This window comes from Streptomyces sp. A0592 (assembly GCF_004795115.1).
GTDB lineage: Bacteria > Actinomycetota > Actinomycetes > Streptomycetales > Streptomycetaceae > Streptomyces > Streptomyces erythrochromogenes.
Genome location: NZ_SSBM01000057.1, coordinates 1 through 24,793 on the forward strand (window position 1 = coordinate 1; position 24,793 = coordinate 24,793).

The 24,793-nt window shown below is 72.8% G+C and carries 22 protein-coding genes; 8 read left to right on the forward strand and 14 right to left on the reverse strand.

The genetic code is table 11. The annotated features are described in order from the left end of the window. Positions 1 to 172 precede the first annotated feature (172 nt). Positions 173 to 3,124: an NACHT domain-containing protein gene (locus tag E6U81_RS36980; RefSeq protein ID WP_136234379.1), complete on the reverse strand. Its 2,952-nt coding sequence runs from the start codon at positions 3,122 to 3,124 to the stop codon at positions 173 to 175. 328 nt (positions 3,125 to 3,452) lie between these two features. Here E6U81_RS36980 and E6U81_RS36985 point away from each other — a divergent pair, with 328 nt between their 5' ends. Continuing rightward, on the forward strand, positions 3,453 to 4,049 hold the full coding sequence (locus tag E6U81_RS36985) for a M23 family metallopeptidase (RefSeq protein WP_136234380.1): 597 nt from the start codon (positions 3,453 to 3,455) through the stop codon (positions 4,047 to 4,049). Between the two features lie 92 nt (positions 4,050 to 4,141). On the opposite strand, the gene E6U81_RS36990 is transcribed toward E6U81_RS36985, so the two are convergent. The 7 genes from E6U81_RS36990 to E6U81_RS37020 form a co-directional block, all read right to left on the reverse strand. Beyond that, positions 4,142 to 5,320, reverse strand: a complete 1,179-nt coding sequence (locus E6U81_RS36990; RefSeq protein ID WP_136234381.1) for a LamG-like jellyroll fold domain-containing protein — start codon at positions 5,318 to 5,320, stop codon at positions 4,142 to 4,144. A gap of 53 nt (positions 5,321 to 5,373) precedes the next feature. Then, entirely contained in the window at positions 5,374 to 6,714 is a 1,341-nt protein-coding gene (cseC, locus tag E6U81_RS36995) for a two-component system sensor histidine kinase CseC (RefSeq protein ID WP_136234382.1), read from the reverse strand. Further along, a complete protein-coding gene (gene cseB, locus E6U81_RS37000; protein ID WP_136234383.1) occupies positions 6,711 to 7,424 on the reverse strand; it encodes a two-component system response regulator CseB in 714 nt (237 codons plus the stop codon). Before cseB ends, cseC begins: the two co-directional genes overlap by 4 nt. A gap of 28 nt (positions 7,425 to 7,452) precedes the next feature. Further along, positions 7,453 to 8,079, reverse strand: a complete 627-nt coding sequence (locus E6U81_RS37005) for a hypothetical protein (protein WP_136234384.1) — start codon at positions 8,077 to 8,079, stop codon at positions 7,453 to 7,455. Between the two features lie 65 nt (positions 8,080 to 8,144). Beyond that, entirely contained in the window at positions 8,145 to 8,711 is a 567-nt protein-coding gene (locus tag E6U81_RS37010) for a SigE family RNA polymerase sigma factor (protein WP_030763752.1), read from the reverse strand. A 273-nt stretch (positions 8,712 to 8,984) separates the two neighbouring features. After that, positions 8,985 to 9,962: an A/G-specific adenine glycosylase gene (locus tag E6U81_RS37015; RefSeq protein WP_136234385.1), complete on the reverse strand. Its 978-nt coding sequence runs from the start codon at positions 9,960 to 9,962 to the stop codon at positions 8,985 to 8,987. Further along, on the reverse strand, positions 9,959 to 10,669 hold the full coding sequence (locus E6U81_RS37020; protein WP_136234386.1) for a phosphatase PAP2 family protein: 711 nt from the start codon (positions 10,667 to 10,669) through the stop codon (positions 9,959 to 9,961). Before E6U81_RS37020 ends, E6U81_RS37015 begins: the two co-directional genes overlap by 4 nt. Positions 10,670 to 10,892: 223 nt before the next feature. Here E6U81_RS37020 and E6U81_RS37025 point away from each other — a divergent pair, with 223 nt between their 5' ends. Continuing rightward, positions 10,893 to 11,630: a hypothetical protein gene (locus tag E6U81_RS37025; RefSeq protein ID WP_346766201.1), complete on the forward strand. Its 738-nt coding sequence runs from the start codon at positions 10,893 to 10,895 to the stop codon at positions 11,628 to 11,630. Positions 11,631 to 11,656: 26 nt separating this feature from the next. Here E6U81_RS37025 and disA read toward each other — a convergent pair whose 3' ends face one another. Next, positions 11,657 to 12,781, reverse strand: coding sequence for a DNA integrity scanning diadenylate cyclase DisA (gene disA / locus E6U81_RS37030; protein WP_031147823.1), 1,125 nt, complete (start codon positions 12,779 to 12,781; stop codon positions 11,657 to 11,659). Positions 12,782 to 13,043: 262 nt separating this feature from the next. Then, entirely contained in the window at positions 13,044 to 14,471 is a 1,428-nt protein-coding gene (radA, locus tag E6U81_RS37035) for a DNA repair protein RadA (protein WP_136234388.1), read from the reverse strand. A 264-nt stretch (positions 14,472 to 14,735) separates the two neighbouring features. Between radA and E6U81_RS37040 the strand changes: the two genes are divergently transcribed. Continuing rightward, positions 14,736 to 16,514, forward strand: a complete 1,779-nt coding sequence (locus E6U81_RS37040) for a sigma-70 family RNA polymerase sigma factor (RefSeq protein ID WP_136234389.1) — start codon at positions 14,736 to 14,738, stop codon at positions 16,512 to 16,514. Positions 16,515 to 16,532: 18 nt separating this feature from the next. Here E6U81_RS37040 and E6U81_RS37045 read toward each other — a convergent pair whose 3' ends face one another. Continuing rightward, the gene (locus E6U81_RS37045) at positions 16,533 to 17,423 is read right to left on the reverse strand and encodes a hypothetical protein (protein WP_136234390.1); all 891 of its coding nucleotides are present in this window, start codon (positions 17,421 to 17,423) and stop codon (positions 16,533 to 16,535) included. 63 nt (positions 17,424 to 17,486) lie between these two features. Here E6U81_RS37045 and E6U81_RS37050 point away from each other — a divergent pair, with 63 nt between their 5' ends. Next, complete coding sequence (locus E6U81_RS37050; RefSeq protein ID WP_136234391.1) at positions 17,487 to 18,434, forward strand: Ppx/GppA phosphatase family protein; 948 nt, start codon at positions 17,487 to 17,489, stop codon at positions 18,432 to 18,434. Between the two features lie 692 nt (positions 18,435 to 19,126). On the opposite strand, the gene E6U81_RS37055 is transcribed toward E6U81_RS37050, so the two are convergent. From E6U81_RS37055 to E6U81_RS37060, 3 genes are all read right to left on the reverse strand, one after another. Then, the gene (locus tag E6U81_RS37055; RefSeq protein ID WP_136234392.1) at positions 19,127 to 19,357 is read right to left on the reverse strand and encodes a hypothetical protein; all 231 of its coding nucleotides are present in this window, start codon (positions 19,355 to 19,357) and stop codon (positions 19,127 to 19,129) included. Then, the gene (locus E6U81_RS40315) at positions 19,350 to 19,499 is read right to left on the reverse strand and encodes a hypothetical protein (RefSeq protein ID WP_168714852.1); all 150 of its coding nucleotides are present in this window, start codon (positions 19,497 to 19,499) and stop codon (positions 19,350 to 19,352) included. Before E6U81_RS40315 ends, E6U81_RS37055 begins: the two co-directional genes overlap by 8 nt. Positions 19,500 to 19,646: 147 nt before the next feature. Continuing rightward, on the reverse strand, positions 19,647 to 19,874 hold the full coding sequence (locus tag E6U81_RS37060; protein WP_136234393.1) for a hypothetical protein: 228 nt from the start codon (positions 19,872 to 19,874) through the stop codon (positions 19,647 to 19,649). A 267-nt stretch (positions 19,875 to 20,141) separates the two neighbouring features. Here E6U81_RS37060 and E6U81_RS37065 point away from each other — a divergent pair, with 267 nt between their 5' ends. The 4 genes from E6U81_RS37065 to ilvD all read left to right on the forward strand — a co-directional run bounded on the left by E6U81_RS37065 (position 20,142) and on the right by ilvD (position 24,675). Beyond that, entirely contained in the window at positions 20,142 to 21,188 is a 1,047-nt protein-coding gene (locus E6U81_RS37065) for a hypothetical protein (RefSeq protein WP_240804243.1), read from the forward strand. Between the two features lie 73 nt (positions 21,189 to 21,261). Further along, positions 21,262 to 22,086, forward strand: coding sequence for a sugar phosphate isomerase/epimerase (locus E6U81_RS37070; protein ID WP_136234395.1), 825 nt, complete (start codon positions 21,262 to 21,264; stop codon positions 22,084 to 22,086). Then, positions 22,083 to 22,703 carry a TetR family transcriptional regulator gene (locus tag E6U81_RS37075; RefSeq protein WP_136234396.1) on the forward strand — a complete coding sequence of 207 codons (621 nt, stop codon included), beginning with the start codon at positions 22,083 to 22,085 and terminating at the stop codon, positions 22,701 to 22,703. The genes E6U81_RS37070 and E6U81_RS37075 overlap by 4 nt, the downstream gene beginning before the upstream one ends. 121 nt (positions 22,704 to 22,824) lie before the next feature. Continuing rightward, positions 22,825 to 24,675, forward strand: coding sequence for a dihydroxy-acid dehydratase (gene ilvD / locus E6U81_RS37080; RefSeq protein ID WP_136234397.1), 1,851 nt, complete (start codon positions 22,825 to 22,827; stop codon positions 24,673 to 24,675). Positions 24,676 to 24,793: the final 118 nt, after the last annotated feature.

Here is a 24,793-nt window from a genome sequence, read left to right on the forward strand (position 1 = left end):
TTCACCTTCCGCGGCGAGGAGAAGTCGGCCCTGCCCGACCTTCCCCCGATCGAGGCCACGGGCTCCGGCCCCGACCTGTCGAAGGGCGCGTAACGCGTAGGTGCGCCGAGCACCACAAGGGGCGGCCCCGGAACCTCACGGTTCCGGGGCCGCCCCTTTGCGTGTCGGCCGGTCATTGCTCGTAGACCGTGGGGTAGGGATCGATGTCGGCGTTGGGGAACCGTTCTGTCAGCCGTTCCTCCAGCCGGGGCGGCAGCTCCTCATCCCCGTACAGCCGCAGGGTCCGCAGCGACGGCAGCCGGACGTGCTCGACGAGCCCCTCCAGCACCTCGTCCGATACGGAGAGCACCTCCAGCTGTTCGAGCCGCGACACCTCCGCCCAGTCCGTCGGCCCGGCCGGTCGCCAGCGGTGTCCGAGGTGCAGGGTGCGCAGCCCCGTGTGCCGGCCCAGACCGGTTACGTCGACCGTCGGAGTGTTCAGGAGCAGGCTCTCCAAGCCCGCCTCGGACGACAGACCGCTGGCAGACCAGGGCAGATCCGTGTACAACGCCAGCGAGCGCAGGCGGGTCCAGCTCGATATGACGTCGTGCAGGCCCGGGAGGGACAGGTGGAGAAGGGCCGCCTCCAGGGGCAGGCCGCGCAGACCCGTCACATCGGTGAGCCCCGTGCACCTGACGATCTCCAGCTTCGCGAGGGAGGTCTGCCCGCGCAGGAAGACGAGGTCGCGGATGTCCGAGACGTTGAGGCTCAGGTACGACATCTGGACGCGGGAGCACAACTCGGACATGGCCCGGTAGGACACCCCCTCTGTGAAGTAGAGCCCGGGCTGCCGCTCGAACGCGTGCAGGGCGTCGGCCTCTTCGTCGCTGCCGATTCGCAGCGCCGCCGGAGCGGGGTCGAGGCGTTCGATGACCTCGCGGGCGTACTCCCGGGTGTCGAAGCGGACCCACAAGGAGACGAGGGCCGCACGGACCCGGTCCGACGTCGTGGCGCGGAAGCCGGCCAGGTAGGGGATCGCCAGCTCCGAGAGGGTCTCGCCCGCTGCCGTGACGGCCATCAGGGCCTCGTGCTCGTCCGCCGTCGCCGGGTCGGCCAGCAGTTCCAGCACCAGCGGTCCGGTCCGGCCCAGTTCCTCGGCCTCCTGCTCGCTCCGGGGAGGCAGCAGGTGCCGTACGGCGGCTTCGGCCTCGGCGCGCAGTGCGGGATCGAGCTCGGCCGCGTACTGGAGGGAGGCGTAGGCGAGGAGCACGGACCGGTTCGTGGCCCTGTCCAGCAGGGCCCGGATGATCTGGGTGCGTTCGCGCGGGCGGCCTTGGGCGACCGCCATGCGGATGACGTCCTCCCACTGGTCGTCGTCCGAGTGCAGGGCCAGCTCGTCCACGCCGCCCTCGTCCAGGGCGGCCCGGGCCCCCAGGAAGTCCTGGAAGGTGCGGTGCACGAACTCGACGGTGTCCACCGTAGGGGCCCGGAGCAGGCCGGTGCGCTCCAGGAAGTGCGCGAACACGGCCCGCGCGTCGCCGAGGACACGGGCGGCCGGTACCGCGGGCAGTCCGTCAGCGATCAGCGCCTCGGCCCGGGACCGGTCCATCTCGGTGCGGCCGTTGCGGACCAGCCAGTGGGCGAGCCGCTGGAGCAGCTGGAGCTGGGGTTCCTCCGCCAGGTCGGGCCGCCGCAGGCCCCGCTCGCGGTCCCGGCGGTGCAGCAGCATCGACAGGGCGGCCGCGTACAGCTCCTTGCGGCCGGTGGGCAGGAACCCGCGGCGCTCGCGGTGCAGGGCGCAGATCAGACCGCACAGCAGCGGATTGGTGGCGAGGCGGGCCAGGTCCGGTTTGGTGCGTACGGAGTCCAGCAGCAGGTCGGCGTACCCCTCGGGGGCGGCTGCGGCGGTGTGCCAGCGCTCGATGAAGGCCCGTACGTTCGTCGGGTTCATCGGGTCCAGGGTGACCTCGGTGAAGGCCTCGCCCGAGAGCCAGTCCCGCCGGACCGCAGAGGGGCGGGAGGTCACCAGCCAGCGGTTGCCGGGATAGGCGGTGATCAGGTCGGCGAGCCAGTCCCGGGCGCCGTCCCGTTCTCCCTCGGGGATCTCGTCGATGCCGTCGACCAGCAGCAGGGCCCGCCCGTCGCGCAGGACGCGGCTCTCCCAGCCCTCGGGGGCCTCCCCGGCCAGCGGGGTCCCGGCGAGGAAGTCGCGGGGCGCGGGCAGCCGCTCGCCGTGCCGGGTCAGCGTGCGCAGGGGGAGGACGAACGGGATGACCCCGCGGCCGGGGCCCGCGGCCGCGGAGACGGCCAGCCACTGGATGAGCGTCGTCTTGCCGGATCCGGCATCACCGCGCAGCAGGACCCGGTCGTGGTCGGCGAAGAGCCGCTCGGCGGGCAGGAAGCGTGGCGTGGGGTTTCGCGTGATCTCGTCCTCGTCCCCTTCGGCGGACCGGGCCGTGAGGCTCACGTACGCCGCGTCCAGCGGCCAGCGGGAGGAGCCCGGTTCCAGGTCCAGGCCGAAAATGGTGAGGGTGGAGTGGCGGCGGGCCACGTAGGCGAGGTAGCGGTCCTCGAAGGCCGTGTCCCGGCCGTCCTGGCGGGGCAGGCGCGTCAGCAGCTCGTCCACCTTCGCGATGGTCTCGGCGTGCAGCCTGCTCTGCTCGACCAGGGTCGCCGCCACGAAGGTGGAGCGCTGGGTGAAGAAGTTCAGGATGTGCAGGCAGGCCAGTTCGACCAGGCGGTCGTGGAACAGTTCCGCGTCCCGGGAGAGCCCGGGGCGCGGGGCGGCGGCCCGGAGCCGGCGGGCGAAGGCCTCGGGGCCGAGCCGGACGGCCTCCACGTCGGAGAGGGTGAGGTCGCCCAGGGCGTGGAGGGTCGCCGCGAGCGCCGCCGCCACCCCGGCCTCCTCGCCGGGTGGGAGTGGTCGCTCGCCGGGGGCCCGCAGGGCCTCGCGCACCAGGCTGTCCGCAAGCTTGCGCAGGTCCGCCGCGTCGAGGTCGTGTTTCTCCCGCCAGGAGACGTAGGAGGAGATGCGCTGCGGACGGTCGACCAGGCCCGCGCCCGCGCCCTCGGTCCGTAAGAGCTTCTTGATCAGGGGCCCCACGACCGCCGAAGCCAGCCGGATCCCCGCTGCTGTTGCGTCCACGAGGTCGGAGCGTAGCCCCGGTCACATTCGCGTGGTCCTGAACGCCGGAGGCCGGTGACAAGCGGCACAGGATAATTCGGACATACTAGGGGGTTTCGTAGATCAAAAGGGTCGTGCGGAGAGGGCTTACCCCCAGGTGAATCCCGTCAACGGGCCACGTCACCCTGGCACGGCTACGAGCCCCGGTAGTAAACGAGGACGTTTGGGGAACTCCGGACATCCGGGTTACCAAAGATGAGCCAACCCGGCGCAGCGCTCAGCGTGCCGGGTCACCTCATGCCCGAGACGGGCGTGATCGCCCATGTCCCCGGCCCCGGAGGTCTGCTCTATGTCCGCGAAGCGCGTCATCACCCGTTCTACCCGTATCACCGTCGGCGCAACCCTCGGTGCTGTGCTGGCTCTCGGGGCCGGGACGACCGCCGCCTTCGCCGACGCCCCGCAGACGGCTCCCGCCGCCGCCACCGCCGCCACCGCCGACGTCGCCGCGGCGGCGAAGAAGAAGGCCGGCCTGTGGGACAAGCCGCTGGAGAAGTACACGCTGTCCGCGACCTTCGGCAAGGGCGGCAGCATGTGGGCCCGTAAGCACTCCGGCCAGGACTTCGCCGTCCCGGTCGGCACCCCGGTCAACGCCGCGGCCGCCGGTGTGGTCGTCAAGGCCGGCCCGAACGGCGGCGGCGACGGCCCCGCCTACGGCAACGCCGTCGTGATCAAGCACGCCAACAACAAGTACTCGCAGTACGCGCACCTGTCGAAGATCCAGGTCAAGGTCGGCCAGAAGGTCTCCGTCAAGCAGCGCATCGCCCTGTCCGGCAACACCGGAAACTCCAGCGGCCCGCACCTGCACTTCGAGATCCGCACCACCCCGAACTACGGTTCGGCCCTCAACCCGGTGGCCTTCCTGCGCACCAACGGCGTCAGCATCTGACCCACGCGCGATCTTCTTCGTGACCCGCCGACCGGCCCTCGTGGCCGGTCGGCGTCGTCGTCTCCGATCAGGTCGTCCCTGATCAGGTCGGGTCAGGTGAGCAGCCAGGCGTGGGCCGGCTTCGGTGCCGGCGAGAGCTTGCCCTCCTTGTAGCCGGCGGCCTGCTCCTGCGTGAATGCCATGTCGTAGACCTTGATGTTGTGCAGGCCGCCCTGCCACGGCCCGGTCCAGATGTCGTGGTGCCTGGACCGGCCGAGCTGCAGCGGGCCGGGTGCCTGCCAGATCGTCGGGACCGGCGTCTCGCCGGCCTTCTTGCCGTCCACGTAGAGGGCGATGGCCTTCTTCTCCGCGTCGTACGTGGCCATCAGCAGCGTCGGCGTCTTGAGGATGGTGAGCCCCTCGGCGGCGACGGTCCGCGTGGTCGCCTCGGCGCCCTTGTCGCCCGTCTGCACGCGGAAGATCCAGGCCTGCTTGCCGTTCACCTCGTTCACGCCGAGCTCGAACGAGTAGGACTCCCCGTCGCCCTGGCTGATGGCGATCCGCGAGCCCTTGGCGGCGGAGCTGTAGGCGCGCGCGGTGACCGTGAAGCTCTTCGTCACGTCGACGACGGGCTCGGCGGACTGCGCCCACGAGTTCCCGTTGCCCTTGCCGATGACCTGGAACCGCTTGCCCACCGGGCCGATCTTGAGGTCCGGGCCCAGCCGGATGCCGGTCTGCCCGTAGCTGTCGCGCAGCAGGGTGTCGTCACCCGCGACGGTCGCCGTGTAGGCCGTGGGCGACTTGGACTCCTCCGGTCCGGGCGAGGCCGGCGTCGACGTCGAGGGCTTGGCGTCGGTAGCGTCCGCACCCTCCCCGCGGCCCAGCAGGAAGAACGTTCCACCGCCGGCGAGGAGCGCCAGTACGGTCACCGTGGCGCCCAGCATCCACAGTTTCTTCTTCTTCTTGCGCCGCTCGGCATCGGACCGTTCGGCCATGGCCTCCCAGTCCGGCTGCTGCGCCGCGCCGGGTATGTCCGGGCCGGCCAGCCGTGTGAAGCCCGGCTGGACCGGCTGGGGCTGCGTGGCCGGGGGCCACTGGCCGCCGTCCGCCTCCTGCTGGTACGGGTTCGGCTGCTGCTCGGACTGCGGGTAGCCGTAGCCGTGGCCGGCGCCGCCGACCGGGTAGCCGTAGCCGTAGCCGTTCTGGGCGGGCGGTCCCGACGGGAACCCGTAGCCGCTGCCGGGGGCGGGCTCGGGCTGCGGGCTGCTCGGGGGATTCGTGCCGTCGGTCATGGCACGGAGCCTAGGTCACGCCCCCGCCGGGGGGCACAGCCCGGTGCCGTCCGTCAGGCCGGCGGCAGCTTGAGAACCGGGAAGCTGCCCGTCGCCGTCGGCGCGTGCTCCGGCAGCCACAGCACCGCGACCGCTCCGGCCGCCCCTCCGGTGGGCGCGCCCGCCGCAGTCGGCGAGCGGTCCAGCACACCCGGAGCCGCCACGTTGCGGAACGTCAACCGGGCGCCCAGCACCCGCGCCTGACCCTCCGCGATGGTCAGCCCCAGCCCGTGTCCCACGCCCGCGCGGTCCGTCGACCCGGTACGGAACCGGCTCGGCCCCTCGCGCAGCAGCGCCTCGGGGAAGCCCGGCCCGTGGTCGCGGACCCGTACGACCCGTCCCTCGACGTCGACCTGGATCGGCGGCTGCCCGTACCGGGCGGCGTTGGCGAGCAGGTTGCCCAGGATCCGCTCCAGCCGCCTCGGGTCGGTGCTGACGACCTCGTCCGCGACGATCCGTACGGTCGCCTCCGGCATCAGCGCCTTCACGCGCCGGCTCACGAACTCGCCCAGCGCCACGTCCTGGAGCTCCGCCCGCTCCGAGGCACTGTCCAGCCGGGCGACCTCCAGCACGTCCTCGACCAGCGCGCGCAGCGCCTGCGCCCGGTCCCGGACCAGCTCCGTCGGCCGCCCCGGCGGCAGCAGTTCCGCAGCGGTGAGCAGGCCCGTCACCGGGGTCCGCAGCTCGTGCGCGATGTCCGCGGTCACCCGCCGCTCGGCCTCCAGCCGCTGCTGGAGCGCGTCGGCCATGGCGTCCACGGCCCGCGCGAGGTCGTCCGTCTCGTCGCGGACGACACCGCCGACCGCGTCCCGGACGCGTACGTCGGGATCACCGTGCGCCACCCGCTGCGAGGCGGCCGCGGCCTTGCGCAGACGGCGCGAGATCTGTCCGCCGATGAGCACGCCGAGCGCCGAGCCGGCGACCACGGCGGACAGGCCGCCGATGACCAGGGCCCGGTCCAGGTCGGTGAGCAGGGTGGTGCTCTCCCGGAACGGCGTGTGCAGCGACAGCACCATCCCGTTCCCGAGCGGTACGGCGGCCCACACCTCGGGGAGCCCGTGCGGCCGCTCCTGGACGTAGGTCCCGCGCCGCCCCGACTGCGCCTTCTGCCGCAGCTCGACGGGCAGTTCGGGGTCGTTGAGCTTGGCCCCCATGGGGGGCTTGCGCCCGGCTTCGGCGTTGCGGGAGATGAACTGCACGCGTTCCAGCTGCACATCGCGCGCGCTCTCCAGCATCGACACGCGGGCAGCGCTGTGCACCACCAGACTCAGCGCGATCGTGACGAGGGCGCCCACGGCGGCGATGGCCAGTGTGATCTTCCAGCGGATCCCCGTGCGGAGGGTGAACCGTCTCATGCTTTGAGTTTGTATCCGAAGCCCCGGACCGTTTCGATGCGGTCCTGTCCGATCTTGGTGCGCAGGCGCTGGACGTGGACGTCCACGACGCGGGTGTCACCGCCCCAGTCGTAGTCCCAGACCCGCTCCAGGAGCCGGTCGCGCGACAGGACGGTGCCTGGCGCCGAGGAGAACTCCAGCAGCAGCCGCATCTCCGTCGGCGTCAGCGCCACGTGGGCGCCCGACCTGCGCACCTCCATGCCCTCGGTGTCCACTTCGAGGTCGCCGAAGGAGAGCACCCCGCGCTCGGCGTCCGGGTCGTGGTCGGAGGCGCCCGCTGCGCCGTTCTGCGGGCCGCCGGAGTGGTCGAAGCGGCGCAGCACGGCGCGGATCCGGGCGACGAGCACGGATCCGTCGAACGGCTTGGTGACGTAGTCGTCGGCGCCCGCCTCCAGGCCCAGCACCACGTCGATGCTGTCGGCGCGCGCCGACAGCATGATGACGGGGACGGTGGACTCGTCGCGGATGCGGCGGCACAGGCTCACGCCGTCCATGCCCGGCACCATCACGTCCAGCAGGGCGATGTCCGGCCGGTGCGCGCGGAAGGACTCCAGGCCTGACAGGCCGTCGGGCATGGCCGTGACCACGAACCCGTCGCGCTCCAGCGCCAGGGTCGTGGCCTCACGGATGACGTCGTCGTCCTCCACGAACAGGACATGGGTCTCGGCCATGCGCAAGCCTCGCCTCAGTTCTTCTTGCTCAGTTCTTATGACTCGTGGCCGGGGCGGGCTGGACGCCGCCGTCGACCACGTTGCTGTACTCCGAGTGCACCCGGTCCTGCTCGGTGAACTTCTCCCCGTTCCAGCGGTACGTGATCACGTCCTCGCCCGACGGATAGGCGAGCGTGTCGCTCTTTCCGTAGACCTGCTTCGTGACCACCAGGTCGCCCCGGTCGATCTCCGCGTAGACGGGTGGCTGCTCGTCCGAGAACACATTCTCGTACTTGCCGCCGTCCGCCCGGTACACGTAGGAGCCGCGGCCCAGGGCATCGGCGCAGGACAGGACGTTCACGACGATGTCGGTGACCGGACCGCCGGTGACCTTCCCGTAGCTCACGTCCACCGGGTACTCCTTGCCCGTGCAGGGCTTGAGGTCCCGCTTCACCTCGGAGCTGACCTTGGGGTCCGCCATGAGCAGCGCGACCGGGTCCACCTTCTTCAGGGGTGCGCCGGAACCGGAGGCCGAGGCCGGGGCGGTATCGGTCGGCGCGGTCTTGGAGACGGTGTCGGTGCGTGCGGGGCCGCCGTCGCGCAGGCCGGTGCCTCCGGTGGCGCAACCTACCGCGAACACGGCTGTGCCGACGAGGACGATGGTCCCCGCCGACATCAGCACCAGACTGCCTCTTCCCCTGAATGCGGGGGGAGAGCTCCTGCCGTTCAGATCTTGGCCGTTCAGGCCGCGCACCGCTCACGCCCCTCGTACCGCATGGTGTGGTCACCGCGCTCCAGCGCACGCATGTCCAGGTCCCGGCTCTCCAGCTCCTGCCGGAGCCGGGCCAGGGCGCGGTGCAGAGTGCTCTTCACGGTTCCCGCCGACATTCCGAGCGCCGCGGCCGTCTCCTCGGTGCTCATCTGCTCCCAGTGTCGCAGGACCACCACACTGCGCTGCTTGGGCGCGAGCACCTTGAGGATGTCCATCAGCAGGGCGCGGTCGGCGCGCTGGTCGGAGCCGTCCTCGACGGACGCGTCGGGGAGCTGCTCGGTGGGGACCTCTTCGAGCTTGCGGGCGCGCCACCACTCCGTACGAGTGTTGATCATGACGCGGCGGAGGTAGGCGTCGGCCAGGGACTTGTCGGCGATGCCGTCCCAGCGGCCGTAGGTGCGCACGAGGGCCGTCTGCAGGAGGTCCTGGGCGTCGGTGGGGTCCGGAACCAGCCGCCGGGCACTGCGCAGCAGGGCGTCCTGCCGAGTGCGTACGTACTCTTCGAACCCGAGTACCTCGCCATGCGCCTGCGCCATTTCAGACCGCCTCCGTTCCGTCCAACCGCTCCACCGCTGTCTTACGGGGACGACGGTACGGAGGGGTTGTCACGGGCCTGTGCGAGCCAGCCTTCGGTGGGAGCACGGACACCCATAGGTTGTGTAACAGCGCCTGTGAGCTGGGGTTTCCCGGCAACAAGCGGAATTGCTGACTCAGCTTCAGCGGTGGCTACGGGCGGTGGCGGACCGGTGCACGGTCCGTTCCCGGACCGCCTCCCGTCCGCCGCCGTCCGCCTCCGCCCCTCTCGCCGGTCACGCCTGCGGCTGTGCCTGCGGTCGCGTCTGCGGAAGCCGGTAGAGGCCGCCGTCGAGGGGCTCCACCAGTCCGTCGGAGACCAGCCCGTCGAGTGCACGGGCCCGCTGCACCGGCTCGTTCCAGACGGTGTCGAGCACGGCCTGCGGTACGGGGCCCACGGCGTCCCGCAGGACGGCCAGGAGTTTGCCGCGCACCTGTCGGTCGGTCCCGGCGTACGTCTGCCCGCGCCGCGGCGGCCCGTCGTGCGCCGGCTTCCCGGCCAGGCGCCATGCGCACAGCCCGGCCACCGGGCAGCGAACGCAGTCCGGGCTCTTCGCGGTGCACACGAGCGCGCCGAGCTCCATCGACGCCGCCGCCCAGCGGGCCGCGGTGGGCTCGTCCTCGGGCAGGAGCTCGCGGGCCAGGCGCCGCTCGGCGGCCGTGGTCGCGTTCGGCGGGTACTCGACCCCGGTGGCGGCGCGCGCGAAGACCCGCCGGACGTTGGTGTCGAGGACGGCGTGCCGCTGCCCGTACGCGAAGGAGGCCACCGCGGCGGCGGTGTACTCGCCCACCCCGGGCAGCGCGAGGAGCTGCGCGTGCTCCCGCGGTACGTCGCCCCCGTGCCGCTCCGTTATCGCCGCGGCCGCGCCGTGCAGCCGCAGGGCCCGGCGGGGGTAGCCGAGCCGCCCCCAGGCCCGTACGGCCTCACCGGGGGCCTCGACGGCCAGGTCCGCGGGGCGGGGCCAGCGGGCGAGCCACTGCTCGTAGACCGGCAGCACCCGGCTGACCGGGGTCTGCTGGAGCATGAACTCGCTGACCATGACGCCCCAGGGGCCGGCCTCGGGGCGGCGCCAGGGCAGGTCGCGGGCGTGCTCCTCGAACCACGAGATGACGGGGGAGTGCAGCGCGTGGCAGGAGCCGGCGGGCACGTCGGGGGAGCCGTCGCGGGACACGTCCGGCGACACGTCGGGGGAGGAAGAGGGGGATGCAGTCATGGCATACGGCATCCTGGCACGTTTCGGACCTCGGGGGCGGACTCGCCGCCCGGGCCCGGCCCGGTCAGCCGGATGCCCGCCCGGATGCCGCCCGCCCGGATGACCGCCCGGATGCCGCCGGGCCGGGATCCGCCCGCCCCGGCGCCGCCCTCCCGTACCGCGCGGACGCCCGAGGCCAGCGGGCCGGTGAGCGCCAGGACGAGGAGCGCGGCGACCGACCCGCCCAGCAGCAGGCCCAGCGCCACGTCGTGCGGGTAGTGGACGCCGACGAAGACGCGGGAGAAGGCCATCAGCAGGGCGAGCGGCACCACCAGCGGCGCGAGTCGGCGTACGGCCATGACCAGCGCGACGGCCGCGCCGCCCGCGATGGCCGCGTGGTTGCTGGGGAACGACCAGTCGCCGGGCGGCGGGCACCCGATCAGCGGGGCGGCGGCACCGGCGACGGCGCGGCACGGACGCTCCTCCTCCACAGTGGACTTCACGGCCTCCGACACGACGTGGGCGACGGCGGTGGCAGCCGGCGCGAGGAGGGCGAGCGCCACCGCCCGCGCGCCGCCCCGGCCGCGCGCCCGCCACCAGACGGCGGCGAGGAGCACCCCGAAGAGCCAGAGCCCGTACCCCGTCCAGAGCTCGAACGTCCGCTGCACCCACACGGGTGCGGAGGCGGCGAAGCCGGTGACGGCGCGGTAGGGGCCGGAGGTGTCCATGGTCACCGAACGTACCGAAACCGGATTAATGGCCATGTCAGCCCTTTGGCCGGTTCCCACCGCTTCCGCTTGGGCCCGCAGGATGATCATCGGCAAATCAAGTCCGCTGCGCGGCATGTGGGGCACTGATCGGGCCGCGAACCTTTGTAAGGTTCCGTTCGTGGGATCTCTGCGCAATCCGGTCGGGCCGCTCCCCTCCTCCATCTACTGGCGACGGAGGGCTGTGCTGGCGTCAGTCGTCGCGCTCCTCGCGCTGCTCGCCGTATGGACCGTCAGTTCCGGCGGAGGGCGGACGAGTACGAACGGGAAGGGCGGGGACCGCCCCGATCCCGTCACCTCGATCACCCCCGGGCCGGGCGGCACGGGCCCCGCCATCAGCGCCGCACCCGGCGGACGCCCCGAATCCGGGGGCGGCGGCACCACCGGCTCCGAGGGCGGCTCGGGCGGCGGCGCGGGCAAGAACGGCGAACCGGGCAACGGCACCGCAACGGGCGGCGGTTCGGGCTCCGGCGGCGGCGCGGGCGGCCCGGCGGCGGTCCCGGCGGACTCCCCGCTCCCCACCTGCGCGACGTCCGCGCTCCAGTGGGAGGTCAAGAGCGCGAAGAACGAGTACGAGGCGAACGAGAAGCCCCGCCTCGAACTGGTCGCCCGCAACACCTCGGGGACGACCTGCAAGGTCGATCTGGGCCCGAAGCAGGCCGTCCTGACCATCCTTCAGGCGAGCAGCAACAAGGCCGTGTGGTCCTCGGCGGACTGCCCGACCGGCGCCGGCAACGCCTTCTTCCGGCTCCCCGCGCAGGGCGAGACCAAGCACGCGCTGGACTGGGACCGCCGGTTCAGCGCGGCCGACCAGTGCCAGACGCCCCCGGCGGGGTCCGCGGCTCCCGACACCTACGTGGTCGAGGTCAAGTCCCCCGGCATGCCGGTGGCCCGCACCTCGTTCGTCCTCAAGCAGGACTGAGGCGGTCGGCCGGGCAGAGCCGCAGGCTAGACGTAGCGCTCCAGGATGGACGACTCGGCCAGACGGGACAGGCCCTCGCGGACGCTCCGCGCACGGGCCTCGCCCACGCCGTCCACCGTCTGCAGGTCGTCGACGCTCGCGGCGAGCAGCTTCTGCAGGCCCCCGAAGTGCTCCACCAGCCGCTCGATGATCGCGCCCGGCAGCCTCGGCACCTTCGCCAGGAGCCGGTAGCCGCGGGGCGACACCGCCGAGTCCAGGGTCTCGGGTGAGCCCGTGTACCCCAGCGCCCGCGCCACGATGGGCAGTTCCAGGAGCTCCGGGTGGGTCAGCGCGTCCAGCTCCGCCAGCGCCTCGTCCACCGTGCGGGAACGCTTCGCCGTCGGCTCGGGCACGTAGTCCCGGATGACCAGCTCGCGCTCCTGCTCGATCCCCACCGTCAGCTCGTCCAGCTGGAGGGACAACAGTCGCCCGTCCGTGCCCAGTTCGACCACGTACTCGGCGATCTCGGTCGCGATCCGGCGGACCATTTCCAGCCGCTGCGCGACCGCCGTCACGTCGCGCACCGTGACCAGGTCCTCGATCTCCAGCGCCGACAGCGTGCCCGCGACCTCGTCCAGGCGCAGCTTGTACCGCTCCAGCGTGGCCAGAGCCTGGTTCGCCCGCGACAGGATCGCCCCGGACTCCTCCAGGACCCGCCGCTCCCCGTCCACGTACAGGGCGATCAGCCGCATCGACTGCGACACCGACACCACCGGGAAGCCGCACTGCTTCGAGACGCGGTCGGCCGTGCGGTGGCGCGTTCCCGTCTCCTCTGTGGGGATCGACGCGTCCGGTACCAGCTGGACGCCGGCACGCAGGATCTTGGTGAGGTCCTTGTCGAGGATCAGCGCGCCGTCGAGCTTGCACAGCTCGCGCAGCCGGGTCGCCGTGAACTCCACGTCCAGGACGAAGCCGCCCGTGCACATGGCGTCGACCGCCTTGTCCATGCCGAGGACGATGAGGCCGCCGGTGTTGCCCCGGACGATCCGCTCAAGGCCGTCACGCAGTGGCTGACCGGGTGCGACCGCGCTGAGCGAGGCGCGCATGAGCGCGTCGTGCTTGGAGCTCGCGCCGGACTTCCCGGGTGCTGATGCCCCGTCCTTGGCTGCCACTGCACTCCTCCGGTCGCGGGTTGCGCCGCCCAGCGCGGGGGCACGAGGACGTGCGTACGGCCGGGCGGACCAGCACAAAGTCTACCGGCGCGCGCTGCGGCCCCGCCGTGGCTTGGCCAGGTAGGGCCCGGCGGGGGCCCCTACGGACCCCCTGACCAGGGCGGCGACCGGTCGGTCGGCCGGTTCGATCATGACGGTCCACCCGGTTCGATCATGACCGGCGGGCCGAGACCTGCTCCGCGGCCCGGTCGGCCGCCGAGACCTACTCCGCGGCCGCGGGCCGCTCCTTGGGCTCCCTGGCCGACGTACGGGAGCGCCCGCGCGGCAGCACCCGCAGCGCGTCGCCCATGTCGGCCACCTCGGTGACCTTCATCCCGGGCGGCACCTTGCCCGGATCCGCCGGCACCAGCGCGTGCGTGAAGCCCAGCCGGTGCGCCTCCGCCAGCCGCCGCTGCACGCCCGTCACCCGCCGCACCTCGCCGGCCAGGCCGACTTCGCCGATGGCCACCAGGTTCTTCGGGAGCGGCACGTCGCTGGCGGCGGACGCCAGCGCGAGCGCGATCGCGAGGTCGGCGGCCGGCTCGGTGAGCTTCACCCCGCCCACGGTGGCGCTGTAGATGTCGCGCTTGCCGAGCGCGGTGATCCGGCCGCGCTGCTCCAGCACCGCCAGCATCATCGAGACGCGGGAGGTCTCCAGGCCCGAGGTGGTCCGCCGGGGGGAGGGGATCTGCGAGTCCACGGTCAGCGCCTGCACCTCGGCGACCAGCGGACGCTTCCCCTCCAGGGTCACGGTCAGGCAGGTCCCCGGAACGGCCTCGGCGCGCCGGGTCAGGAACAGTCCGCTCGGGTCGGCGAGCCCGGTGATCCCCTCGTCGTGCAGCTCGAAGCAGCCCACCTCGTCGGTGGCGCCGTAGCGGTTCTTCACGCCGCGCACGAGCCGCAGCCGTGCGTGCCGGTCGCCCTCGAAGCTCAGCACCACGTCGACGAGGTGCTCCAGCAGGCGGGGACCGGCGATGGCGCCGTCCTTGGTGACGTGGCCGACGAGGAGGGTGGCCATGCCCCGCTCCTTGGAGGCCCGGATCAGCGCGCCCGCCACCTCGCGCACCTGGGCCATGCCGCCGGGCGCGCCGTCGATCTCGGGCGAGGCGATGGTCTGTACGGAGTCCAGGATGAGGAGCGACGGCTTCACGGCGTCGAGGTGCCCGAGCACCGCCGACAGGTCGGTCTCGGCGGCCAGGTACAGGTGGTCGCTGAGCGCCTTGATGCGGTCGGCCCGCAGCCGCACCTGGCTCGCCGACTCCTCACCCGTGACGTACAGCGTGCGGTGCGTGTCGCTGGAGGCCTTCGCCGCGACGTCCAGCAGCAGCGTCGACTTGCCGACGCCGGGCTCGCCGGCCAGCAGTACGACGGCGCCGGGCACGAGCCCGCCGCCCAGGACACGGTCCAGCTCGTCCACACCAGTGCTGCGCGCGGTCGCCGTCCGCCCGTCGACCTGGGCGATCGGCAGCGCGGCGGTCGACACCCGGCCGGCCGCGGTGGTGCGTACGGCGGGCGCCCCCATCTCCTCGACGGTGCCCCAGGCCTGGCACTCCGGACACCGGCCGAGCCACTTGGCCGTCGTCCAGCCGCACTCCGTGCAGCGGTACGAGGGTCGGTCCTTGGCGGATGAACGAGCAGTGCGGGCAGCCATGCCGCTCACGGTAGCCGCCCGCACCGACAGCCCGGCCCGCGGTGCCGCCCGCGGTGCTGCCGCGGTGCTGCCGCGGTGCTGCCGTGCTGCCGAACGCGGTGTCGGCCCGTGGTGCCGGCCCGCGGTGCCGGCCGGGACGCCCGGGCCGGCCCCCGCCGCCCGCGTCAGGGCGGTCGTCAGTCCGCCACCGATCTGTTCACCCGTAAGGGCTAAAACCGGGGAAGGCTTCCAAGGCGCCCCCGGCACGCCGCCTACGGTCGCCAGGTGAACAGCAGCAACCAGGCACACCCCTCGCCGCGCACCGGCGCACACCGGGCGCACGGGCGCACGCCTCAAGAAGAGGAGCCGCCGCGCCCCTTCCGGCACGAGCCGTATCTCGACGGCCTGTTCACCTACTGCTTGTCGGTCCTGTGCGATCACGACACCGCGACCGACGTGCTCGGAGACGTCCTCGCCGTCGCCGAGCGGCATCCCGGCCGCTGTCCCGACGAGGGCGACCGACGGGCCTGGCTCTACGCACTCGCCCGCTGGGGCTGTCTGCGCCGCCTGGCCGAGCAGCGGCGCGTCCGACAGGGAGCGCATTCCGCCCGGCGTGCGCCGGAGCACACCGCGCGCGACCGTGCGCCGGGGGGTGCAGCCGCCGACGGCTCGGCGGCGGACGCCCACCGGCAGCTTGACGTGAGCGCCTACCGCCGTACCGAGCTGGCCCGTCTCGCCTGGCCGGAGGCCGCGGGGACCACGCCCGCGCAGCGCGAGGCACTCGAACTCGCCGTCCGCCACCGCCTCGCCGTCCCCGAGCTCGCGGCCGTCCTCGGCACGCCCCCCGCCGCCGCCCGGGAGCTCCTGACCGGCGCCGCCTGCGAGGTGGAGCGCACCCGCGCCGCCCTCGCCGTCGTCGAGACCGGGAGCTGTCCCAGCGTCTCCCAGCTCACCGGCGCGGACGAGGACGGCAACGGCGGCGACGGCGACGTGCTGCTGTCCAGCACCCTGCGCGCCGAACTCGTCCGGCACGTCGACGACTGCCCCCGGTGCCGGCGCGTCGCCGAACGCGTGGGCGCCGCCGCCCCCTGGCCCGGCTCCGGCGGCGTCAACACCGCCGCACTGCCGCTCGTACCCGCCCCGCGCACCGCGGTCCACGCGGCGATGCTCCGCTCCGGCCGGGGCCGCGGCCGCAGCCCCGGCCCGCGCTTCGACCGCACCGGCTTCCCGATGGACCCCAAGGACCGCGCGGCCCGCCGCGACCGGCTGCGGGCCCGGGCGGTGACCACCACCGTCGTGGCCACCGTCGTCGCCGCCCCGGTCCTGGCGCTGTGGGCCTCGTACCGCGGCGAGCACGGCACCGGCGAACCCGTCGGCAACGGCTCCCCCCGTATCTCCGCCAGCGAGAGCGAGCTCCCGACGGCCCGGATCGACGGCCGCCCGCTGACCGCCTACGAGAACGCGGGGAACGCGGCCACCACCACCGGCGGCCCCGGCTTCGCCGAGAGCAGCGACTCCTCCGACGTCTCCGTCGAGGTGGTCAGCTCCGGCCCGCCGGCCACCCCCGACCACGCCGGAGCCCCCGGCCGGCTCTCCGTGGCCGCGTCCTCGCGGGGCGCCCTCACCCTGCTCACCCTCACCGCCTCGGGCGGCGCGCCGGTGGACTGGCGACTCTGGTCCGACGCGCCGTGGCTGCGGGCGAGCCGCACCGCGGGCACCCTCGCGCCTGGAGAATCGGTCACCCTGCACATCGCCGTCGACCCGGAGGCGCAGCCCGTCGGTGCCTGGACCGCCCGGGTCGGGGTCGACCCGACCGGTGCGGTGGTCTCCATCCGGGGCCGCGGCCGGCCCGCGTCGCCCCCGACCCCGCAGCCGGAACCGACCGGTCCCGCGAACCCGTCGCCGACGCCGGACCAGACCCAGGGGCCCACGCCCACGCCGACCCCGACGGAACCGACGATCCCGCCGCCGTCCCCGACGCCCGCGCCGACCCCGACGGACGGCGCAGGCGGAACGGCTTCCCCCGAGCCCGACCCGGCACCCTCCGGGCCGGCGGGGGGCTGACCCCGTAGGGCGCTCCGGCTACGGAGCCGGGTCGGCCGGGTGCGGAGCCATCGGCAGCAGCGAGGCCAGCCGGGCCTCGCACAGCTGCACGAGCGCCTCGTACCCCTCCTTGCCCATCAGCTCCGTCAGCTCGGCGCGGTACGACACGTACACCGGGTCCCCGGCGCCGTGCGCGGACGTCGCCGACGTGCACCACCAGTGCAGGTCGTGGCCGCCCGGCCCCCAGCCGCGGCGGTCGTACTCCCCGATCGACACCTGCAGCACCCGGGTGTCGTCGGGCCGGTCGATCCAGTCGTACGTCCGGCGGATCGGCAGCTGCCAGCAGACGTCCGGCTTGGTCTCCAGCGGCTCCCGGCCCTCCTTCAGCGCGAGGATGTGGAGCGAGCAGCCCGACCCGGCGGGGAACCCCGGCCGGTTCAGGAAGATGCACGCGCCGTCCCAGCGGCGGGTCTGCTTCTCCCCGTCGTCGTCGTTCTGCGTCCACCCGCTCTCGCTGCCGACGTCGTGGAACTGCCACAGCTCCGGCGTCAGCCTGGCCACGTTCTCCGCGACGCGCTTCTCGTCGTCCTCGTCGGAGAAGTGCGCGCCGAGGGTGCAGCAGCCGTCCGAGGCCCGGCCCGCCTGGATTCCCTGGCAGCCGCTGCCGAAGATGCAGGTCCAGCGGGAGGTCAGCCAGGTCAGGTCGCAGCGGAAGATCTGCTCGTCGTCGGCGGGGTCGGGGAACTCCACCCAGGCCCGCGGGAAGTCGAGCCCCTTCTCGTCGGCCACGGCCTTGGCCTTTCCGGGCTTGAGGGGCTTCAGGGGCTTGAGGGGCTTGCCGTTCTTGGCGCGCTTGGTGCTTGCGCCCTGGTCGTCCTTGCCCGTGTCCTTCTCCGACCGGGTCTTGTTGGCCTTCTTCGTATTTGGCACAAACCCAAGCCTAAGCGCCCCTTACACAACCCCCGAGCGTTCCTCGCAGTAGCGTTTCCCCCTATGAGACTCGGTGTCCTTGATGTGGGTTCGAATACGGTCCATCTGCTGGTGGTGGACGCGCACCCCGGCGCGCGCCCGCAGCCGGCGCACTCGCACAAGGTGGAAATAAGGCTGGCGGAGCTCCTCGACGAGGCCGGCGCCGTCACCCCCGCGGGCGTCGAGCGTCTCCTCTCCGTGATCAACGAAGCGGTGCAGGCCGCAGAGGACAAGGGCTGCGAGGACGTCCTCCCCTTCGCGACCAGCGCCGTGCGCGAGGCCACCAACGCGGACGAGGTGCTGGCGCGGGTCAAGGCCGAGACCGGCGTCGACCTGCCGGTCCTGAGCGGCGACGACGAGGCGCGGCTCACCTTCCTCGCCGCGCGCCGCTGGTTCGGCTGGTCCGCCGGGAAGCTGCTGGTCCTGGACATCGGCGGAGGCTCCCTGGAGATCGCGTACGGCATCGACGAGGACCCGGACGCCGCCGTCTCCCTCCCCCTGGGCGCGGGCCGCCTCACCTCGGGCTGGCTCCCCGGCGACCCGCCGGACGCCCTGGACGTCCGCGCGCTGCGGCGGCACGTGCGGGCGGAGATCGCGCGGACGGTCCGCGAGTTCAGCCGCTTCGGGGCCCCGGACCACGTGGTGGCGACGTCGAAGACCTTCAAGCAGCTGGCCCGCATCGCGGGCGCCGCCCGCTCGGCCGACGGCCTGTACGTGCAGCGCGACCTCAGCCGGAAGGCCCTGGAGGAATGGGTCCCGCGCCTGGCGGCGATGACGACCGCCCAGCGCTCCACCCTTCCGGGCGTCTCGGAGGGCCGGGCGAACCAGCTCCTGGCGGGCGCCCTGGTCGCCGAGGCCACGATGGACCTCTTCGGCGTCGAGGAGCTGGAGATCTGCCCGTGGGCCCTGCGCGAGGGCGTCATCCTGCGCCGCCTGGACCACCTCCCGACCCCGGGCGCGGCGCCGGCGTAGGGGGCGCCGGCGTTGCGCGGGGTGGTGTGCCGGTACGGGTACCCGCGCACTCGGCGCCGCCACCCCCGTGGCCCCCGCGCCCCCGGCCCGCGGCTGCCCACCCGCCCCCTGCGTCGGGGTGGTGGTGCGGGGCGGTGTTTCGGCGGGGCGGTATCAGGGTTGTGCTGGGGGTTTCCCGTCCGTCCTATCGTCTTCCGTGTCGGGCCGGTCCCTCAAGGGCGCTCCTTTGTCGCGTCGCTTCGCGATGTCGCTGCGCTCCACCCTTGACCGCCCGTCCCGCCCCGGAAAATCGAGGACAGCCGGGAAGCCCCCAGAAGAACGGGCCGGGGGAGAGGCGGAGAGACGGGCACATCAGCGATGCGCGGGGCGGTCGGGGGAACGCCTCAGATCGCTACACGGCCCTGCCGGACGGCGTCCGCGGGCCCCTTGGGCTGGACATAAACCGCCATCGATCGCTACCGGCTTCTCGATCACGCGACTGCAGACCGCCTGGGGCTGGTCATAGGCCGCAGCCACCTGGATTCGCTCCTCTTGGAGGGCGTCCGAGTGAGAAGAGGGGTCAGATGGCGGCTGCGACGATTCCGATCCAGGTGTGGGTGGGTGCCTGGGTCGGAGTGCTGCCTTGGCGCCTCTCTCGGCGGCGGCGAGAGAGGCGGACCCGCCTGGGGCGGTCTGTGTTCATTCCGGGCCGGTCATGTGCGTGGGGACGGGTGTGGTTCGGCCGGTTCGATGTTGTCCACCGCTGTGGAGAACTCGCGGCCGGACGGGCCCCGAACGTAGGCCAGCTCCACCCAGTAGGGGTGGAGCGAGGTCGACACGTCTTCGTTGATCACGGCCATCAGCTCGCCCTCGATGCCGCTGGCCACGTCGCGCACGCGACGTCGCAGCAGTGGGTGCGGCACGTATTCGTAGCCGTCAGTCATTGATGGATCCGATGAACCGTTCCCAGCCGACGCGCGCCCGTTCGAGGAGTTCCCGGCTGGGGCCGGGCAGGCCCGGGCGACACAGGCGTTGCACGATCTGCCGCGGGTCCTCCGGCCGGGGGTGTTCGTCCATCTCGGTCACGAGCCCTCCATCTGTCCATTGGATACGGACAGATGGTGTTCCTCTGCAAGTGACGCAAGGGATGCACCCCTGTGGGGGTTGCTCACACGGCACCGAAGGCGTGGGGCAAGGCCTCCGCCAGTACGGTCTGTGATGCGTCCGGGCTGGTCACGTGTGCTTCCGGAGCGGTTCTGCCGGCTCGATATTGCCGACCGCCGTGGAGAACTCGCGGCCGGACGGGCCCCGAACGTAGGCCAGTTCTACCCAGTGGGGGTGGTCCGAGTTCGAGACGCCCTCATTGACCACGGCCATCAGCTCGCCCTCGACGCCGCTGGCGACATCGCGCACCCGATGTCGCAGGAATGGATGCGGCACGTACTCGTAGCGGTCAGTCATCGTGGGGCGCTGTCTTCCCATGAGTGGCGTGGAGAGAGCGTTCCCACCCGGCCTCTGCGCGGGCGAGCAGGTCGCGACTGGGCTCGGGTACCGCCTTCGGCATTCGAGGTCATGAGCCTCAGGCTCCGGGCCCACAGCGGGGTTCGGGCGGTACGGGACCTGCGTGAGCGTGCTCGACTCGTCGGCGCGCAGAAGGGCTGACGCGCAAGAGAATCCGGACACCTTGGCTTGATGACGCCGGGTGGACCTTGGGCCTAGGGTGTGCCGGTGATCTTCAAGTGGAAGCGGAAGGCCTCGGGCCTCGATGTTGTCGTGTCCGAGCTGGAAGAGTCGGTTGCCACTCGCGACGGCGGCCGTACCGAGAGTGCCTTCGCCGCCATGATGGCCGGGGTGCAGTCGGCTTCGGAGGCTGAGCATGTCCTGGCAGGGCCTCGGCTGGCAGCGCTGATCCCCGCATTTCCCGCCACCGGTCCGCGGCCGATGCTGGCGATGGCAGCCGGCTACTGCGTCGAGCGCGGGGCGGATCCGGCGGCCTGCGCCGAGCCGATCCTCGGCGGCGTCCACCGGGACCTGCTCGACGCCCTCGAGTTCGCCCGCCGCTGGACCGCGAGCGGGAAGGACGAACTGCCGGAGCCGGACGAGAAGATCATCGACGACGCCCTGCTGGCCCGCCTGGGCGGTGACGTGCACGAGGCCCTGCAATTGGCGCTGGCCTGGTGCGCGGCCGAGGAGTGGCAGCCGCCCGCGCTGGCCGTGCTGTGCCGCAGCGCCGAGGTGCGCCGCCGGGACACGTCCGCGCTCCTCGCCGCATGCCGCGACCTGGCGGCGCTGGAACGGCACGACCTCAAATGCCTGGCGTACGCGCTGGCCGTGTTGGACGACGAGCCCCTCGTGGTGCTGCACAGGCCCACCGGCACCGGGTACGAGATACGCATCGGCGGTATCGGGGACAACTTCCAGTTGCACACCCTGCTCGCCCACGTCCTCGTCGGCGGCGGCCACGTTCCCGGTACCGGGCCCTCGGCAGAGTGCGTCCGCCTGGCCACGGACCCCGAGCCTGCCCAGGGACGCACCCATGCCGTCGCGACCGGGGCCTTCGAGCTCCTCGCCCCGGACGGTGAGCGGATCTGGAACGAAGGGCTGCCCGACGACATCCCCGTGGTGGAGGGCCGCCGCCTGCTCGTGCTCGACGAGCCGACGTACCCGCGCAGCTGGAACGCCGACCGGTTCTTCCCGCACCTCCCGGGAACGGCCGAGCTGACTCGCGTCCTGACCGCGGACGAGACGCGGACCTGGCTCGCCCGAACGTCCTGATCCGGCCCGGGTGATCGGGCCCGCGTGGCGGCCGTCACGTACCGGGCGGGCGCGGGCCCCGTACCCTGTCTCCGTGGCAGAACCCGTCCGCATCCCGACCGCGAAAGTCGCCCTGTCCACCGCCTCCGTCTACCCGGAGTCCACGGCGACCGCCTTCGAGATCGCCGCGCGCCTCGGATACGACGGCGTCGAGGTCATGGTGTGGACGGATCCGGTCAGCCAGGACATCGACGCGCTGCGCCGCCTGTCGGACCAGCACCAGGTGCCGATCCTGGCCGTTCACGCGCCCTGTCTGCTCATCACCCAGCGGGTGTGGTCCACCGATCCGTGGGTCAAGCTGCAGCGCGCCCGGTCGGCGGCCGAGAAGCTCGGTGCGTCCACCGTCGTCGTGCATCCGCCGTTCCGGTGGCAGCGCCAGTACGCGCGGGACTTCGTCTCCGGCATCTGGCGGATGGCCGAGGAGACCGACGTGCGGTTCGCCGTGGAGAACATGTACCCGTGGCGGTACCGCGACCGCGAGATGCTCGCCTACGCGCCCGAGTGGGACGTGACGAAGGACGACTACCGGCACTTCACCGTCGACCTGTCGCACACCGCGACCGCCCGTACCGACGCGACCGCCATGATCGACCGGATGGGGGACCGGCTGGCGCACGTCCACCTCGCCGACGGCAACGGGTCGGCCAAGGACGAGCACCTCGTGCCGGGCCGGGGTACGCAGCCCTGCGCCGAGCTGCTGGAAAGCCTCGCCCGGAGCTCCTTCGACGGCCACGTGGTGATCGAGGTCAACACGCGGCGGGCGATGTCCTCCGCCGAGCGCGAGGCCGACCTCGCCGAGGCACTGGCCTTCACCCGCCTCCACCTGGCCGCCGGCCACGACCGGGCCCGCCGCCCGTGACCGGGGAGAGCGCGCCGCGCCGCCGGGGGCCGGGCCGGCCCCGCCAGGACGAGGTCGAGGAGGGTCCCGGCACCCAGGAGCGCATCCGGCTCGCCGCCCGCGAGGTGTTCGCGGAGCGCGGCTACGACAAGACGTCCGTGCGCGGCATCGCGAAGGTCGCCGGCGTGGACCCGGCCCTGGTGCACCACTACTTCGGAAGCAAGGACGACCTCTTCGCCGCGGCCATCGAGATCAGCATGGAGCCGGCCATGGTGGTCCCCGCCGTCATCGGGGAGGGGCCGGACGGCATCGGCGAGAGGCTGGCGCGCTACTTCCTCGGTGTCTGGGAGAACCCGGTCACCAGGGCCCCGCTGCTCGCCGTGATCCGGTCCGCGCTCACGCACGAGGCCGCCGCGAAGGTGCTGCGCGGGCTCGTGCTGCGCAGGCTCCTGGAGCGGATCGCCGCCGACCTGGACGTGCCCGACCCGACCTTCCGCGCCGAGCTCGCCGCCTCCCACATGGTCGGCATCGCGATCCTTCGCTACGTGCTGCAGGTCGAGCCCCTCGCATCCGCGGACCCGGAGGACATCGTGGCGCTCGTGGCCCCTACGCTTCAGCGGTACCTGACCGAGGAATGAGCCGCCCGTCCCGCCATGCGGACACCCCGTCCGGATCCCGGGCAGTGGGCGTAGCCTCGTACCTGAGCCATATCCGCAGTCGCGGCCGACCGTACAGCCGCACTCATGGGGAGTGAACCGCATGCCCGAGTTGAGGTCCCGCACCGTCACCCACGGCCGCAACATGGCGGGCGCCCGCGCCCTTATGCGCGCGTCGGGCGTAGCGAGCGAGGACATCGGCAAGCCGATCATCGCGGTCGCCAACTCCTTCACCGAGTTCGTCCCCGGTCACACGCACCTGGCGCCCGTCGGCCGCATCGTCTCCGACGCCATCCGCGCGGCCGGTGCGATCCCCCGCGAGTTCAACACGATCGCCGTCGACGACGGCATCGCGATGGGCCACGGCGGCATGCTGTACTCCCTGCCGTCGCGCGACCTGATCGCGGACAGCGTGGAGTACATGGTCGAGGCGCACTGCGCCGACGCCCTGATCTGCATCTCCAACTGCGACAAGATCACCCCCGGCATGCTGATGGCCGCCATGCGCCTCAACATCCCGGCCGTGTTCGTCTCCGGCGGCCCGATGGAGGCCGGTCAGGCGGTCCTCGTCGACGGCACCGTGCGCAAGCTGGACCTGATCGACGCCATGGTGGACGCCTCCAACGAGAACGTCTCCGACGAGGACGTGCTCCGCATCGAGGAGAACGCCTGTCCCACCTGCGGCTCGTGTTCGGGCATGTTCACCGCGAACTCGATGAACTGCCTCGCCGAGGCCATCGGCCTGGCCCTCCCCGGCAACGGCTCGGTCCTCGCCACCCACACCGCCCGCCGCGCCCTGTACGAGGACGCCGGCCGCACGGTCGTGGAGATCACCAAGCGGTACTACGGGGACGGTGACGAGTCCGTCCTGCCCCGCAACATCGCCACCCGCGAGGCCTTCGAGAACGCCATGGCCCTCGACATCGCCATGGGCGGCTCGACCAACACGATCCTGCACCTGCTGGCCGCGGCGCAGGAGGCGGGCCTGGAGTACGACCTCAAGGACATCGACGCCGTCTCGCGCCGCGTCCCGTGCCTGGCCAAGGTCGCCCCGAACGTGGCGCCCGGCGGCACGTACTACATGGAGGACGTGCACCGCGCCGGCGGCATCCCCGCCATCCTCGGCGAGCTGCACCGCGGCGGGCTCCTCAACAAGGAAGTGACGACCGTCCACTCCGCGGGCCTGGAGGACTGGCTGGCGAAGTGGGACGCCCGCTCCGGCACGGCGAGCGACACGGCCATGGAGCTGTGGCACGCGGCCCCCGGCTGCGTCCGCTCCGCCACCGCCTTCTCCCAGTCCGAGCGCTGGGACACCCTCGACCTCGACGCCGAGGGCGGCTGCATCCGCTCCGTGCAGCACGCGTACTCCAAGGACGGCGGCCTCGCCGTCCTGCGCGGCAACATCGCCGTCGACGGCTGCGTTGTGAAGACGGCCGGCGTCGACGAGTCGATCTGGACCTTCGAGGGCCCGGCGGTCGTCTGCGAGTCGCAGGACGAGGCCGTCGACAAGATCCTGCGCAAGGAGGTCAAGGCGGGCGACGTCGTCGTCATCCGCTACGAGGGCCCGCGCGGCGGCCCCGGCATGCAGGAGATGCTCTACCCGACGTCCTTCCTCAAGGGCCGCGGCCTCGGCAAGGTCTGCGCACTGGTGACGGACGGCCGCTTCTCCGGCGGTACTTCGGGCCTGTCCATCGGCCACGCCTCCCCGGAGGCGGCGTCCGGCGGCGACATCGCCGTCGTCGAGGACGGCGACCTGATCCGCATCGACATCCCGAACCGGTCCATCGAGATCGTCGTCGACGACGCCACCCTGGCGGCCCGCCACGAGGCCCTCGGCGGCGTCTACGCCCCGAAGAACCGCGAGCGCAAGGTCTCCGCGGCCCTGCGCGCCTACGCCGCGATGGCCACCAGCGCCGACAAGGGCGCGGTCCGCGACGTCACCCTGCTGGGCTGACCCGGCCGGCCCCCGCAGCGACGCCCCCGCACCGCCCGGTGCGGGGGCGCCCGCGTCCCACCGGCGGCCGGGCCGCGGGCCCGTGTCCCACCGGCGGGCGGGCCCCGGGCCCGCGTCC

What these genes read in the sequence shown, in the direction of transcription:
- E6U81_RS37050 (WP_136234391.1), top strand. Translation starts at nt 17,487, where the DNA reads ATGAGACTCGGTGTCCTTGATGTGGGTTCGAATACGGTCCATCTGCTG.
- E6U81_RS36985 (WP_136234380.1), top strand. Translation starts at nt 3,453, where the DNA reads ATGTCCGCGAAGCGCGTCATCACCCGTTCTACCCGTATCACCGTCGGC.
- ilvD (WP_136234397.1), top strand. Translation starts at nt 22,825, where the DNA reads ATGCCCGAGTTGAGGTCCCGCACCGTCACCCACGGCCGCAACATGGCG.
- E6U81_RS37055 (WP_136234392.1), bottom strand. Translation starts at nt 19,357, where the DNA reads ATGACTGACGGCTACGAATACGTGCCGCACCCACTGCTGCGACGTCGC.
- E6U81_RS37015 (WP_136234385.1), bottom strand. Translation starts at nt 9,962, where the DNA reads ATGACTGCATCCCCCTCTTCCTCCCCCGACGTGTCGCCGGACGTGTCC.
- E6U81_RS36990 (WP_136234381.1), bottom strand. Translation starts at nt 5,320, where the DNA reads ATGACCGACGGCACGAATCCCCCGAGCAGCCCGCAGCCCGAGCCCGCC.
- E6U81_RS37005 (WP_136234384.1), bottom strand. Translation starts at nt 8,079, where the DNA reads ATGTCGGCGGGGACCATCGTCCTCGTCGGCACAGCCGTGTTCGCGGTA.
- cseC (WP_136234382.1), bottom strand. Translation starts at nt 6,714, where the DNA reads ATGAGACGGTTCACCCTCCGCACGGGGATCCGCTGGAAGATCACACTG.
- radA (WP_136234388.1), bottom strand. Translation starts at nt 14,471, where the DNA reads ATGGCTGCCCGCACTGCTCGTTCATCCGCCAAGGACCGACCCTCGTAC.
- E6U81_RS37060 (WP_136234393.1), bottom strand. Translation starts at nt 19,874, where the DNA reads ATGACTGACCGCTACGAGTACGTGCCGCATCCATTCCTGCGACATCGG.
- E6U81_RS37010 (WP_030763752.1), bottom strand. Translation starts at nt 8,711, where the DNA reads ATGGCGCAGGCGCATGGCGAGGTACTCGGGTTCGAAGAGTACGTACGC.
- E6U81_RS37020 (WP_136234386.1), bottom strand. Translation starts at nt 10,669, where the DNA reads ATGGACACCTCCGGCCCCTACCGCGCCGTCACCGGCTTCGCCGCCTCC.
- cseB (WP_136234383.1), bottom strand. Translation starts at nt 7,424, where the DNA reads ATGGCCGAGACCCATGTCCTGTTCGTGGAGGACGACGACGTCATCCGT.